The organism is Bradyrhizobium sp. WYCCWR15520 (assembly GCF_056174665.1).
The window spans coordinates 1-13894 of record NZ_JBWBWM010000054.1 but is presented as its reverse complement, the minus strand read 5'-3'; the positions used below and the strand labels follow the sequence as shown (position 1 = coordinate 13894).

Sequence of the window (13894 nt, the reverse complement as noted above, 5' to 3'; positions counted from 1 at the left end):
GCATAGCCGGGCGGCGACCGACTGGCACTATCAAGGCAGAATGGAGATTCGAATGTCGGGATTCCTGCTCAATCGTCTCTCGCAGAGCATCGTGCTGCTGGTGATCGTCTCGATCATCGGCTTCACGGTTCTCAATCTCATGCCGGGCGGTCCTCTTGCGCAATTCGGGCTCGATCCCGGCATGACCCAGAAGGACGTGGAGCGACTTGCAGAGCAGCTAGGGCTGAACCGGCCGCTGTGGATTCAGTACCTCGACTGGGCTTGGCGGTTGGTTCAGGGCGACTGGGGACACTCCTTCCGCGATGGCTCTTCGGTGCTGGCGGTGATTGGTCGGCATCTGTCGGCGACGCTGCTGCTCATGGGGACGTCCACTGCATTGGCGATCGCGATTGGTTCCTGGATCGGCATCCGCGGTGCCACCCACCGCTATTCTCTCTTCGACTATTGCGCGACGGTCGGTGCCATGGTCGCGCTGTCGGTCCCGACTTTCTGGTTCGGCCTCATCGGCATCTACATCTTCACGCTGAAACTCGGTTGGGTACCTGCAGGCAACATGTACACGATCGGCGACGGCTCGGTGCTGGACTATCTGCATCACCTGATCTTGCCAAGCTTAGTGCTGTCGCTGGTTCATGTCGCGATCTGGAGCCGTTACATGCGCACGGCGACACTCGATGCGCTAAGCCAGGATTTCATCAAGACGGCTCGTGCCAAGGGCGTAAGCGAGCGCCGCATTTTGCTGAAGCATGTGGTCGGCAATGCGCTGTTGCCGATGATCACGCTGGCGGGGATGCAATTGCCCAGCATTCTGACCGGCGCATTGGTTACCGAGACGGTCTTCACTTGGCCGGGAATGGGTCGGTTGTTTCTCGATAGCCTCGGTTATAGCGACTATCCGGTCGTAATGGGCCTACTGATATTCTCGGCCATCCTGGTCGTGTTGGGCAACCTGATCGCAGACATCGTCATCGCTATCGTCGACCCGCGCATCCGCCTGGGCTGAGGCCGACGACTCACGCCTGTTTACAGGAGACAGCAGACATGACCGCCATTGCCGTGCACGCAACTCCAACCCGCTGGTGGCACAGCCGTGCGGTGTACCGCTTCATGCGCCATCATCTGGCACTCGTGGGGATCGCGATGATCACCCTGCTTGTGTTAGCGTGCGCCATCGGTCCCTATGTGTTGCCATACGACTCGCTCCAAATCGATCTGCGCGCCCGCTTTGCTCCACCTCTCAGCGGTAATCACTACTTCGGCACCGACCCGCTAGGGCGCGATTTGGCGGCGCGGCTATTGATGGCCGGGCGCGTCTCGCTGCTGGTGGGATTCTCGGCGATGCTGCTGTCGACGTTGATCGGCACGCTGGTCGGCGTGACGGCGGGCTATCGGGGCGGCTGGGTCGGGGCGGCGCTGATGCGCACGGTGGACGGCTTCCTTTCCTATCCCTCGATCTTCCTCGTCCTGGCGCTGGCCGCAACGCTGCGGCCCAGCCCGGTTATGATCACCGTGATCATTGCTGTCACGAGTTGGATGGAGACCGCCAGAATCGTCGAGGCCGAGGTCCGTTCGCTGCGGGAGCGCGAGTTTGTCCAGGCTGCGCGCATGGTGGGACTTAGCCGAAGGCATATCATGTTCCGCGAGATCCTGCCCAATGCGATGGGCCCAATCATCGTCGCCGCGAGCCTGGCGGTCGCCCGCGCGATTCTTCTGGAAGCCTATATCAGCTTCCTCGGCTACGGAATCCAGCCGCCGATGCCGAGCTGGGGCAACATGCTCAATGGCGCCCAGCAATATCTGGCCAGCGCTCCGTGGCTCGCCATCATCCCCGGTGCCGCGATTACGATTGCGGTGACGAGCTTCAACTTCATCGGCGACGGCCTGCGAGATGCCCTCGACGTTCGAGACGACCACATTTGAGCCCGAGCCAGCGCGACCGAGGCGCGGCGCCAAGCCACGCCTGCAGTAGGAGGAGCAAACGACATGCACGCGCCGCGAGTCGCCGAGAAGGCTACGCCCTATTGGTGGGAAGCCGCCCCGCTCAAGCCGCTACCTCAGCAACCGTTGCCCAAGAAACTCGACGTGCTGATCGTGGGCGCGGGCTATGCCGGGCTCTCGGCCGGGTTGGTGCTGGCGCGCGAAGGACGTTCGGTAGCTGCCTTTGATGCAATGGATCCAGGGGAGGGAGCTTCGACGCGCAACGGTGGAATCACGAGCGGAACAATTCGGCCGGATTACGCGACGCTCACGCGACGGTTCGGTGAAGAGAAGGCGCTGGCGATCGAGGCGGAAGGCAAGACGGCACGCGAATTCCTGTACGATTTTATCAAGACGGAAGGGCTCGCATGCGACTTCCAGCCGGTGGGGCAGTTCAAAGGCGCCTTCGGCTATGAACAATACGAAACGATGGCGCGCAGCGCGGAGAGACTGGCAAAGAAACTTGGGATCGAGGCTTATGCAGTTCCTTATGCTGAGCAACGCAGTTATATCGGCACCGACGTCTACCGCGGCGGCACGGTTCGGATGGACATCGGTGGGCTGCACCCGGCGAAATTCCACGCCGAACTCTTGCGGGTGGCGCTCGCTTCGGGGTTGACCGTCCACGCGCGAACACCGGTCGTCTCGATAGAGAGAGATGGCTCCGGATTCCGCGTCGTGACCGCAGCCGGCTCGGTGCAGGCGCGTCAGGTGCTGGTTTGTACGAACGGGTACACCGATGGGGCTGTGCCCTTCCTGCGCCGCAGGCTGGTCCCGGTCCGCAGCCGGATCATTGCAACCGAGGAGCTCGCGCCCGAAGTCATGGCGCGGCTGATGCCGAAACGCATGATGATCACCGAGAATCGAGAGGTCGGCTTCTATTACCGACCTTCACCCGACGGCAAACGCATCTTGCTCGGTGGCCGCGACAGCTCCCGCGTCGGCAATCCGGTGGCTCCGAAGCTCCTTCTACTCAAGGGCCTGGTCAATCTATTTCCGGAACTGGAGGACGTTCGGCTCTCGCACAGCTGGTTCGGCAATGTGGCCATGAACCGTGACATGATTCCTCGCATCTTCGAGAAGGACGGCATCGTCTATGCCACCGGCTTCTGCGGTTCGGGCGTGGTCTGGGCGCCGTGGATCGGCATGCATGCGGCCCACAAGCTCATGGGGCACGACGAGCGGGCGCGCACTGCCTTCGACTTCCGGCCGCCGGCTTTCATCCCGTTCTATCGAGGCAATCCGTGGTTCATGCCTGCCTTCATCCAGGGCTATCGGATGCGTGATCGGATCGCGCTGTGGCGCGCCAGCCGCTGACAGCAGATCGGTCGTTCTGGCGCACCATCAATGAAATACTCTGCCGAACTTCGCTCTAGTCTGATTGCGCAATGCTGTCGGGCCCAAGGTACGTTGCTGACATGCGAGGATCGTCGGAGGCCCTCGCCCGCCGGGCACTGGCGAGTAGCCCGGCAACCCGAGGAAGAGACGTTGACCGATCATGACAAACGCAGCTCACCAGGCCGCAGATCACGACAATGAAGACGTGGTCCTGGTTCCTTTCGCGAAAGCGCATCTGGAAGGCGCCCTAAAGCTCTCGCAAGAGATGTCCTGGCCCTATCGGATCGAGGATTGGGAAGTCGCGCAGCAGTTGGGTCGGGGCTTTGTTCTGCAGCGCGCCGGTGTGGTGATTGGGACCGCGGGCTGGTGGCCCTACGGCGAGACCCATGCTTCAGCCGGGATGATCATCGTCGCCAAAGCCGCTCAGGGCCACGGTTATGGTGCGCGGCTTATGGATGCGTTGCTGGCGTCAGCCTATCCCCGAACCATCGTGCTGAATTCGACGGCCGAAGGCTTCACGCTCTACCAGCGCCGCGGCTTCGTCCCTATCGGGATAATCCACCAGCATCAGGGAATTCCCGGGGAATGCCATGAGGCGCCACAGTCGTGCCTCGTCAGGGCAATGGCTGCATCGGATCTCGAGACGATCGCACGTCTCGATCGGCAGGCCACGGGTTGGGAGAGGCGTCGGCTACTGGATCGGCTCGTCCAGAGCGGTGACGGTTATGTCCTGCTGCGTGACGGCATGCCTCGCGGCTACGCCATCTCCCGCCATTTCGGCCGCGGGCATGTCATCGGTCCTGTCGTGGCCGAGAGCCCGACCGATGCACGTGCGCTGATCGAAGCTGCGCTCGCAGCTCTCGGGCGTGCTTTCGTCCGGATCGACACCTCTGCCTCATCGCAGCTCGGAGAGTGGCTCGAAGGCATCGGTCTGCAGCAGGTCGGAGATGCCACGACCATGGTTCTGGGAACGCCGCCGCTGTCGACCGGACCAGCGCGGACCTTTGCGATCGCCAACCAGTCGTTCGGCTAGGGGGAGAGCGAAGTGCTAGGGCAGGAGATGCGCGGACCAAATATCCAGAACGGCGAGACAGCCGCAACGGTGGGGACGTTGGCAACTCCGGCTCTCCTGCTCGACAAAGACCGGCTCGATCGCAATCTCGCCCGTCTGTCCTCTCGTATGGCCGCGCGAGGCGTCGTGCTGCGTCCCCATATGAAAACCGGAAAATCCATTGACGTCGCCCGGCGCGCCTATTGGTCCGGGTTGGGGCCAATTACTGTCTCCACTTTGGCGGAGGCCGAGTACTTTGCACGGCATGGTTTCCGGGACATGACCTATGCCGTGGGTCTGGCACCGCACGCCGCCGACAGAGCAATGCGTCTACGGAAAGTAGGCATCGACCTCAAGGTGCTGCTCGATTCGGCCGAACAGGCGACGATGCTCGGCGTGGCCGGTCGCATCGCGGGTGTGGCGCCGTCCGCCTTCATCGAGATCGACTGCGACGGTCATCGCGGCGGGCTGACCCCGGCCGATCCCAAACTCATCGTCGTCGCGGCCGCCCTGGTCGAGGCCGGTGTCAATCTCGCCGGCATCCTCACCCATGCCGGCGAATCCTACGGCCTCTGCACGCCCGAGGCCCTTGTCGCGGCTGCGGAGAATGAGAGAGCGGTGGCGGTCGCCGCGGCGGAGGTCTTGCGCACGGCGGGGCATGAATGCCCTGTCGTGAGCGTCGGTTCGACGCCGACTGCTCATTTTGCCGAAGACCTGACCGGCGTTACGGAGATGCGGGCGGGCGTCTACATGTTCTTCGATCTAGTGATGCTCGGTGTCGGTGTTTGCACGACCGACGATATCGCGATTTCGGTGCTCGCCACCGTGATCGGCACGAAGCCGGAGAAGGGCTGGATTCTGGTCGATGCCGGCTGGATGGCCCTGTCACGCGATCGCGGCACCGCGGCGCAGCGGATCGACCAAGGTTACGGCCTCGTCTGCGATTTGTCCGGCAAGATCTATCCCGACCTCATCGTCGCGCAGGCGAGCCAGGAGCACGGCATCCTCGCCATCAGGTCCGGATCTGCCGAAGCTTTGCCGGATCTTCCTATCGGCGCGAAAGTCAGGATTCTGCCCAATCACGCCTGCGCGACGGCGTCGCAACACGAGATGTACAACGTCGTCTCCGCCGGGAGCGACACAATCGAAGCTCAGTGGCCGCGAATGCGCGGCTGGTAGGTTGTCAAACAGAGTTGCGCCGTCACGATTTGCGGATGCCCAGCATTCAGATCGCGAGAATCAGAGGTCGATATGAAGCTCACATCCTACTGGTTGGACACATCGCAGCCATTCACAAGCGCCGCCGCGGGGCCGGTGCAGGGCACCTGCGACGTCGCAGTGATCGGTGGCGGGCTGACGGGCTCTTCTGCCGCGCTGGCGCTCGCCAAGAAGGGCGCACGCGTCGTGCTGCTCGAAGCCGAGACAATCGGGCACGCTGCGTCCGGCCGAAACGGCGGGATGTGCAACAACGGGTTCGCTCAGGACTACGGCACGCTCTCGGCCAAGCTCGGCAAGGACGTCGCCGACCGGCTCTATCGGGCCTTCGACGCTGGCGTTGATACGGTCGAGCGTCTGGTGGCCGAAGAGAAGATCGACTGCAGCTTCGCGCGCGTCGGCAAGATCAAGCTTGCGGCGCGGCCTGAGCACTATGACAAGCTGGCGCGCAGCCAGGAATTGCTCGCCGCCAATGTCGATCCCGACACGATGATGGTGAGCCGTTCTGATCTCGCCGGCGAGGTGGGATCGAAGCGCTATTACGGCGGGCTGATCTACCGCAAGAGCGCGGGCATGCATGTCGGACGCTTCGTCCGCGGCCTTGCAGAAGCGGCGGCGCGGCGCGGCGTCGAGATCCACGAGCAGACGCCGATGACCGGTCTTCGACCCGCCGCCGGTGGAGGCCACGAGATCGAGACATCCAAGGGCCGGTTACGGGCCTCGCAGGTTCTGCTCGCGAGCGGCATCTCGCAGACAGGACCGCTGGGTTGGATTCGACGCCGGATTGTGCCGGTCGGGGCCTTCCTGATCGTGACCGAGCCCTTGCCGAGCGCAACACTCGCTCGGCTTCTTCCACGTCGCCGAATGGCGGTCGATACCAAGAACCTGGTCAACTACTTCCGAACAACGCCCGATAACCGGCTGCTGTTCGGTGGACGCGCGCGCTTCGCGATCTCCAATCCGGCGTCAGACGAAAAAAGCGGCGCGATCCTTCAGGCCGCGCTGCACGATGTCTTTCCCGAGCTTCGCAGCGTGCGGATCGATTACTGCTGGGGCGGAATGGTCGACATGACGCGGGACCGACTGCCGCGCGCCGGCGAACGCAACGGCATCTACTATTCCATGGGCTACAGCGGCCACGGCACCCAGATGTCGACCCTGATGGGGACGATCATGGCCGAGGTCATGGATGGGCGCGCCGAGCTCAATCCCTGGAAAGACTTTGCCTGGCCGGCCATTCCGGGTCATCTCGGTCCTCCCTGGTTCCTCCCCCTGGTTGGCGCCTACTACCGGATCAAGGACCGCTTCCAATGATGTCGCCGGTTCGATACCTGTCGGAAGCCGGCTTCGTCGGCAAATTCTACATCGACGGAGAATGGCGGAAGCCGATCGGATCGGCCGCGGCGAGCGTCGTTAATCCGGCCACCGAGCAGCCGATCGCCGAAGTCGCTCTCGGCGATGCCGACGATGTGGACTGCGCCGTCGCCGCCGCCAGACAAGCCTTCGCCGGTTGGTCCATTGCGCCACCCGCTGAGAGGGCGGCGCTGCTCGATCGCATCCATGGTTTGCTGCTCGCGCGGCTGGAGATGTTTGCGCAGGCACTCACATGCGAGATGGGAGCCGCCATCACCTACGCGCGCCAGGCCCAAGTGCCGCTGGCCGCCGAACATATCCGTGTCGCCCGCGACAATCTCGCGACCTATCCGTTCATCACCCCGCGCGGCAGCACCGCAATCATGCACGAGGCGATCGGCGTCTGCGGCCTCATCACGCCGTGGAACTGGCCTCTTTATCAGATCACGGCCAAGGTCGGTCCGGCGCTCGCGGCCGGTTGCACTGTGGTGTTGAAGCCCAGCGAGCTGTCGCCGCTGAGTGCCTTGCTGTTCGCCGAGGTGATGGACGACGCCGGCTGTCCGCCCGGCGTATTCAACCTCGTCAACGGGACAGGCCCAATCGTGGGCGCCGCTCTGGCGTCGCATCCGCAAGTCGACATGATCTCGATCACCGGCTCGACGCGGGCGGGGGTCCTCGTCGCGCAAGCGGCGGCGCCCACCGTCAAGCGCGTCGCCCAGGAACTCGGCGGCAAGTCGCCGAACATCATTTTGCCGGATGGCGATTTGAGTCGTGCTGTCCCGCTCGGCGTCGCCGCCGCCTTCCGCAATCTCGGCCAATCCTGTAGCGCGCCGACGCGCATGCTTGTGTCCCGCTCACAGATGGCGGAGGTCGAGGTTCTCGCTGCGGCGGCTACTTCCGAAATGGTGGTCGGCGATCCCGTGGCGGAAAGCACGACCCATGGTCCGATCGCCAACCGGGCACAGTTCGAGCGAGTTCAGGCCATGATCGGTGTCGGCCTGGAGGAAGGCGCCAAGCTCGTCATCGGCGGGCGAGGTCGGCCGGACAACCTGCGGATCGGGCTCTATGCGCGGCCGACGATCTTTTCGAACGTCCATCGTGACATGAGGATCGCGCAGGAGGAGATCTTCGGCCCTGTGCTGTCGATCATTCCCTACGACACAGTGGAGGAGGCGATCGAGATTGCCAACGATACCGTGTACGGGCTCGGGGCGCATGTGCAGGGCACGGACATGGAGACAGTGCGGGCGGTCGCGGGGCAGATCCGGTCGGGTCAAGTACATCTCAATCATCCCGACTGGGACCCCAATGCACCTTTTGGCGGATACAAGCGTTCCGGCAACGGCCGGGAATACGGCTTGGAGGGTATGGAGGAATATCTCGAGACGAAGGCTGTTCTCGGATTCTATCGCTGAAACGCCACAGTGCATGAAGTCTTCGTGTGCCGCATTTGGCGGCACGTTCCAGCAGATTGCGTAGTGCCTTCAGCGCCTGATCCGGCGTCGCCGAAATCAGAAGATCAAGAAGGGATGTCCGCGGCCGGGCAAATGCGATGGCTGCGAGAGCGTGCGGCCCACGGCACATTACTTCTTCTAACGCATCTTCAATGCAACATCGTGCCGAACTTTGCTTCACTTCGACTGCGCAATGCGGCCGGACCCGAGATACCTTGTAGTCAGCGTTAAGGTCGTCAAATGGATATTGCAATGTCCTTGGATCATGCGCTGTCTCATTAGGTGTTGCTGAAGCTCTGCACGATTTCGCGTTCCGCTTCGCAAGCTTGCCCGAAGGAGGTTGCCGGTGAAAATTGGTGTGCCCAAGGAAATCAAGACGCATGAATATCGCGTAGGCCTAACGCCTGGAGCTGTCAGGGAATATGTGGTGGCAGGCCATGGCGTTATCGTCGAGACCGACGCAGGCGCCGGCGTCGGCGCGACGGACGACGACTATCGCAGGGCTGGCGCAACGATTCTGGACTCAGCGCGCGACGTATTTGCATCGAGCGACATGATCGTGAAGGTAAAGGAGCCCCAGCCTTCAGAATGGACGCTGCTCCGAGAGAACCAGATCCTGTTCACCTATCTCCATCTGGCACCCGACCCAGAACAGGCAAAGGGTCTGCTGACGTCCGGATGCACGGCGGTTGCCTACGAAACCGTGACTGATGCACAGGGCGGACTTCCGTTGCTTGCGCCCATGAGCGAGGTCGCGGGTCGGCTGGCGATCGAAGCTGCCGGTGCGGCCCTCAGGCGACATGCCGGTGGGCGAGGCCTCTTGATGGGCGGCGTTCCGGGCGTTCAACCGGCGAGGGTCGTGGTGCTCGGAGGCGGGGTCGTCGGTACGCATGCAGCACGCATGGCGGTAGGCCTGGGCGCCGAGGTCACGATTCTCGACCGCTCGATACCGCGGCTTCGTGAACTGGATGAGTTGTTCGGAGGGCGTGTTCGTACCAGGTTCTCGACGATAGACGTCCTCGAGAACGAGGTATTTGCCGCAGACGTCGTCATTGGCGCAGTGCTCGTTCCAGGTGCTAGCGCGCCGAAACTTGTCAGCCGCGGCATGTTGGGCTCGATGCGCAAGGGAGCCGTGATCGTGGACGTAGCTATCGACCAGGGGGGCTGCTTCGAGACATCGCGTCCTACGACGCACGCCGATCCGACTTACGAGGTGGATGGCGTCATCCATTATTGCGTCGCCAACATGCCGGGAGCTGTGCCGCTGACATCGAGTCAGGCATTGAATAACGCCACGCTGCCATTTGGGTTGGCCCTCGCCAACAAGGGATTCGCAGCCATGCTCGAAAACCCTCATCTGCGTGCGGGGCTGAACGTCCATCGCGGGCGGCTAACCTCCAAGGCCGTGGCGGAGAGTCTCGGCCTGCCATGTTCATCAATCGAACAGGTTGCGGCCTGATCCGATTGCAGCAGTCCCTACGGGGACGTTTCCTCCCCGACTTGAGCCACTCCTTCGGAGTGGCTCTTTTTTCAAGCACAAGGCGATTTGGATCATCGGGGTGCCTCGGCCGGAGATGTACCGATTGGCCTGGGGGAAAGCATCCGCTAGCTGGCCGCCAGATCGTTCAGGAGGTGAAATCCTTCCCCAAAGGGCGAACGATCGCGCCGGCGTTCATGATATCCGCAGGATCAAAGGCGGTCTTGATACGGTGCATCGCGGCGATGCGGCCGACATCGCCGTACCGCTCCAGAAGGTGCTTCTTGAACCGACCGACGCCGTGCTCTGCGCTGAACGTGCCGCCGAGCGCCGCGGCCGTGTCGTAGAGTTGCAGCGACAGGCTGCTTTCGATCCGCCTGGTGAACTCCATACGGTCGGCGTCGGGAGGAACGAGCACGTTGTAGTGCAGATTGCCGTCGCCGATGTGTCCATAGACGGACAGCTCAAGGTCGGCGTCATACGACCGCACCTGTGTGTCTGCTAAATCCAGAAAGCGCCGAATGGAAGAAAGCGGTACGGAAATGTCGTGCTTGACCGATCCGTTTCGGCGCTTCTCGCCCTCGGGGATAGCCTCGCGGACCTGCCACATCGCGGTCCGCTGTGATCCGCTCTGCGCCAGGAACGCGTCCTCGATCCATCCGGCCTCGATCGCCTCCGCGAGAACGGCTTGCATCAGTTCGTCGAGATCGAGATGGCGTGAGGAAGAGGCGAACTCGACGAGGACGGCGCACCCGGAGCCGGCGCGAAGGCCGGGCGGGTCGGTCATGGCTGCGGTCGCGAGCGCGATCGATCGGGCCGTCATAAATTCGAACGTGGTCAGCAGGTCAGTGGATTCGCGACGGACCAGTGCAAGAAGCTCAGCGAGCGCTGCGTCCCTCGCAAGCATCAGCCATGCGGTCGCGCGGCGAGTCGGCAAGGGCGCGAGACGCAACACTGCGCCAGTGACGATGCCGAGAGTACCCTCGCTTCCAACGAAACACTGTTTGACGTCGTAGCCGGTATTGTTCTTCCGCAGCTTGCGCATGTCGGAGACCACGGTGCCATCCGAAAGCACTGCCTCGATTCCGAGGAGCAGATCGCGGGTCATCCCGTACCTGATGACGGACAGTCCGCCGGCGTTCGTGCCGATGTTGCCGCCGATCCGGCAACTGCCTTCCGCGCCGAGGCTGAGCGGCAATAGAAGTCCGACGTCCGCCGCGGTGTCCTGTACGTTCTTCAGGATGGCGCCGGCATCGACAGCGATGGTCATGGAGACCGGGTCGATTTCGCGGATCTTGTCCATCCGCTCCAGGCTTACGATGATCTGCCGTCCGGAGGCATCCGGCGTCGCGCCGCCGCAGTAGCTGGTGTTGCCGCCCTGCGGAACGATTCCGATGCCCAGGTGCGCTGCCAACCGCACGATATCGGCGACCTGCTTCGTCGTCGCCGGCTTCAGCACGGCAAACGTCGATCCCGTGAAGAGCTGGCGTTGATCCGTTGTGTAGGCAGCGATCCGCTCTGGGTCGTCAACAACGCCCCCGCCGCCCAGAAGGTTGCGAAAGGCCCGAACGTGTACTGACTGGGACATGCTTCGGCTCCCGATTGGCATCGGGTCATCTTTGCGGGTTTGCACGGCATTGCTTGCCGTTCGGTGGCGGTTTCGAAGACGCCAATGCCGAAATGCCAGGATTGTCGGCAGTTTGCGCCATTGCAACCTCGTCCAAGGTCTCCAATGCGGGGCCGTACTTCCCAGGAGCAGTCGATGAGTTGTCGAGCAATCCATCGGGGCTAGCCAGTCTAGCGGCCGAAGTGGCGTCGCCAGTTCGCCAGGTCGCCGACTCCGGTAGCCAGGACCGTAGGTAGCCACGTGCTGGAATGTAAGACTGCTTAGATGTCAACGGGGATTGACTGACACTCTCTCCGCCACGCTACGCCACACCTCTCTTCTGTAGCCTGGCGTATCGTTTGCTTTGGCGGCTTTTCTGTTCGGCCGGGAGGCAATCCCTCGCGTGCCGCCAAAGAAAAGAGGCACGATCCTCTTTACTGCGCATCGCTTCGCGGCAGGCCGAACTATGCCGCGCTCAACTCAGCGAAGGGGCTTCGAACGCTCGCGCAGGCCATGAAGGAATACGCCGAGGATGGAATCCACGTCGGTCATGTCATCGTCGATGGCGCAATCGCCGGGGACAAAATCTTCAAACGCTTCCCCGACGCAGCCAGCCGGGAAGAAAGCCTGATCAGCATCGAAGCAATCGTGAACGCGTTCGCGTTCCTCTATGGCCAGCCACCTCGGGGGTTGGTCATTTGAGGTTGACGTCCGAACGTCACGCGAAAAGTGGTGAACGGGGCATGCCGGCCCCTTGTTCGGAATATCCAAATCCTCCGGCGAACGTTTGGTTTCGCGATACCAACAAAAATGCCAACAAAACGGACAGCTGGAGCGAATTTTTGCTTGTGTTTTCAATGTATCGCGAAAAGTTTCCCGGGAAATTCGGAATCGAACCAATCGATTAAACTATTGTTATTATTGCTATTTTCGTTCTGGTGCCCCTGGCCGGAATCGAACCAGCACTCCTTGCGGAACTCGATTTTGAGTCGAGCGCGTCTACCAGTTCCGCCACAGGGGCCTTCGGTCGCGGGCCGAAGGGGCCGGTGCGGCGAAGCCGGCGGAATATAGCGGGCGGCGCTTGCGGGTCAACCCGCGCGGATGTGACATTGACCTGTCTCGACAGGCCGCTAGCGGCGGGATAGGACGCTGTTGCCTGTTTGAGCACTAATTGTGCTCCGGAGAACGTCCGTGACATCAGCCGCCACCCATTCACCGCCCGTGCGCCGTGCCGCCGATCCGGCGGTCATTGCGGCGCTGGCGGTGGCCGTGGTCGCCGCCGCAACGCTGGCGGGGGCCTGGTTCTTCGAGCTCGTGCTGGATATCCGCCCCTGTCCGCTCTGTCTCGAACAGCGCTATGCCTATTATCTGGCGGTCCCGCTCGGCCTCCTGGTGGCGTTTGCCGCCTCGCGCGGGGCGCCGCGGCAGGTAGTGGTGGCCGGCTTCGCGGCGCTTCTGCTCGCGGCGCTGGCCAATGCCTGGCTCGGCGGCTATCACGCCGGCGTCGAATGGCAATTCTGGCAGGGCCCGACCGATTGCTCCGGCCCCCTGGCCGATCTCGGCAACGCCGGCACGCTGCTGCAGCGGCTCGATACGGTGAAAGTGATCCGCTGCGACGAGGTGCAGTGGCGTTTCCTCGGGCTCTCGCTCGCCGGCTACAACGTTCTGATCTCGATGTTGATGGCGCTGATCGCCCTGTGGGGCATCGTCGCGGCGAAGCGGACAGCTTCGTAGCTTCGTAGGGTGAGCAAAGCCAACTGGTCGCGCGCGCCCGATGACGGGCTCCGCGAAGCAATCCATGCTTCAGCAGCCGGCGCTATGGATTGCTTCGCTCCGCTCGCAATGACGACGTGGATGCAGTGAGCTGAAAAATCGACTTGTCGGGCAACTCAATTCTGATTTTCAGAAATCGTGTCAAGCCCGGGAAGCAAAAATATTCCGCTTAACTTCGAGAGCAAATCACCGGCATAACTCCGCTTGTCTCACGGCAGATGAGGGGCGTTGGCCATCGTCACGAACGCGCGGTGAGATGCGGTGGACGCTGATGTCACGACGACGTACGTGACGTGAGGCGTACGGCGAAGTCGTGTGGTTCGGACGCCGCGGTGCTGGCGTTAAGTTCTTAAGAAGCGAAGCTTCTCAAGGGCGACGGAGGCAAAAGAGCCGTTCTCCGGGAAGAGCACGAAGTAAGCCGTAAAGCCATTGCGCAGGGAAGGCCGGAATGCTCCCGCTGTACCTGTATGCTCGTGTGCGTTTTTCTCTATGCGCAACGGCACACGAGACCTCGGGTGCAGCAAGCACCCGGTCTTCCCTGCGCCCTTGTGTCCAGGAAATCTGTCAGAATGTGCGAACGGGCGGTTGCGCACCAACCGCCCGTTGCTGGAACTGAGCCCGTTGCGCCCAAAGGCGACCGAGCCTGTGTC

The 13894-nt window shown here is 62.5% G+C and carries 11 protein-coding genes and 1 tRNA gene; 10 read left to right on the top strand and 2 right to left on the bottom strand.

The genetic code is table 11. The annotated features are described in order from the left end of the window. Positions 1–52: 52 nt before the first annotated feature. The 8 genes from AC0QUY_RS37565 to ald all read left to right on the top strand — a co-directional run bounded on the left by AC0QUY_RS37565 (position 53) and on the right by ald (position 9847). Positions 53–1003, top strand: a complete 951-nt coding sequence (locus AC0QUY_RS37565) for an ABC transporter permease (protein WP_475391027.1) — start codon at positions 53–55, stop codon at positions 1001–1003. A gap of 38 nt (positions 1004–1041) precedes the next feature. Beyond that, positions 1042–1920, top strand: a complete 879-nt coding sequence (locus AC0QUY_RS37560; RefSeq protein ID WP_475391025.1) for an ABC transporter permease — start codon at positions 1042–1044, stop codon at positions 1918–1920. A 63-nt stretch (positions 1921–1983) separates the two neighbouring features. Next, positions 1984–3294 (top strand): NAD(P)/FAD-dependent oxidoreductase, encoded by a 1311-nt coding sequence (locus AC0QUY_RS37555; protein WP_475391023.1) that lies wholly within the window; start codon positions 1984–1986, stop codon positions 3292–3294. 181 nt (positions 3295–3475) lie between these two features. Further along, the gene (locus tag AC0QUY_RS37550; protein ID WP_161850258.1) at positions 3476–4348 is read left to right on the top strand and encodes a GNAT family N-acetyltransferase; all 873 of its coding nucleotides are present in this window, start codon (positions 3476–3478) and stop codon (positions 4346–4348) included. Between the two features lie 27 nt (positions 4349–4375). After that, the gene (locus tag AC0QUY_RS37545; RefSeq protein WP_475391021.1) at positions 4376–5545 is read left to right on the top strand and encodes an alanine racemase; all 1170 of its coding nucleotides are present in this window, start codon (positions 4376–4378) and stop codon (positions 5543–5545) included. Between the two features lie 72 nt (positions 5546–5617). Then, positions 5618–6895: an NAD(P)/FAD-dependent oxidoreductase gene (locus AC0QUY_RS37540; RefSeq protein WP_475391019.1), complete on the top strand. Its 1278-nt coding sequence runs from the start codon at positions 5618–5620 to the stop codon at positions 6893–6895. Then, the gene (locus tag AC0QUY_RS37535) at positions 6892–8349 is read left to right on the top strand and encodes an aldehyde dehydrogenase family protein (protein WP_475391018.1); all 1458 of its coding nucleotides are present in this window, start codon (positions 6892–6894) and stop codon (positions 8347–8349) included. Before AC0QUY_RS37540 ends, AC0QUY_RS37535 begins: the two co-directional genes overlap by 4 nt. A gap of 385 nt (positions 8350–8734) precedes the next feature. Then, positions 8735–9847: an alanine dehydrogenase gene (gene ald, locus AC0QUY_RS37530; RefSeq protein WP_475391016.1), complete on the top strand. Its 1113-nt coding sequence runs from the start codon at positions 8735–8737 to the stop codon at positions 9845–9847. A gap of 166 nt (positions 9848–10013) precedes the next feature. Here the strand turns inward: ald and AC0QUY_RS37525 are convergent, their stop codons facing one another. Beyond that, positions 10014–11648, bottom strand: coding sequence for an FAD-binding oxidoreductase (locus AC0QUY_RS37525; RefSeq protein WP_475391014.1), 1635 nt, complete (start codon positions 11646–11648; stop codon positions 10014–10016). A gap of 336 nt (positions 11649–11984) precedes the next feature. On the opposite strand from AC0QUY_RS37525, the gene AC0QUY_RS37520 reads away from it, so the two are divergent. Continuing rightward, complete coding sequence (locus AC0QUY_RS37520) at positions 11985–12173, top strand: hypothetical protein (RefSeq protein ID WP_475391012.1); 189 nt, start codon at positions 11985–11987, stop codon at positions 12171–12173. 234 nt (positions 12174–12407) lie between these two features. On the opposite strand, the gene AC0QUY_RS37515 is transcribed toward AC0QUY_RS37520, so the two are convergent. Then, positions 12408–12492, bottom strand: a tRNA-Leu gene (locus tag AC0QUY_RS37515). Between the two features lie 170 nt (positions 12493–12662). Between AC0QUY_RS37515 and AC0QUY_RS37510 the strand changes: the two genes are divergently transcribed. Beyond that, a complete protein-coding gene (locus tag AC0QUY_RS37510) occupies positions 12663–13205 on the top strand; it encodes a disulfide bond formation protein B (RefSeq protein WP_161850254.1) in 543 nt (180 codons plus the stop codon). The last annotated feature ends 689 nt before the right edge of the window (positions 13206–13894 follow it).

Coding starts and splice junctions, on each gene's coding strand:
- AC0QUY_RS37560 (WP_475391025.1), top strand. CDS start 1,042: ATGACCGCCATTGCCGTGCACGCAACTCCAACCCGCTGGTGGCACAGC.
- AC0QUY_RS37565 (WP_475391027.1), top strand. CDS start 53: ATGTCGGGATTCCTGCTCAATCGTCTCTCGCAGAGCATCGTGCTGCTG.
- AC0QUY_RS37555 (WP_475391023.1), top strand. CDS start 1,984: ATGCACGCGCCGCGAGTCGCCGAGAAGGCTACGCCCTATTGGTGGGAA.
- AC0QUY_RS37550 (WP_161850258.1), top strand. CDS start 3,476: ATGACAAACGCAGCTCACCAGGCCGCAGATCACGACAATGAAGACGTG.
- AC0QUY_RS37535 (WP_475391018.1), top strand. CDS start 6,892: ATGATGTCGCCGGTTCGATACCTGTCGGAAGCCGGCTTCGTCGGCAAA.
- AC0QUY_RS37525 (WP_475391014.1), bottom strand. CDS start 11,648: ATGGATTGCTCGACAACTCATCGACTGCTCCTGGGAAGTACGGCCCCG.
- AC0QUY_RS37545 (WP_475391021.1), top strand. CDS start 4,376: ATGCGCGGACCAAATATCCAGAACGGCGAGACAGCCGCAACGGTGGGG.
- AC0QUY_RS37540 (WP_475391019.1), top strand. CDS start 5,618: ATGAAGCTCACATCCTACTGGTTGGACACATCGCAGCCATTCACAAGC.
- AC0QUY_RS37520 (WP_475391012.1), top strand. CDS start 11,985: ATGAAGGAATACGCCGAGGATGGAATCCACGTCGGTCATGTCATCGTC.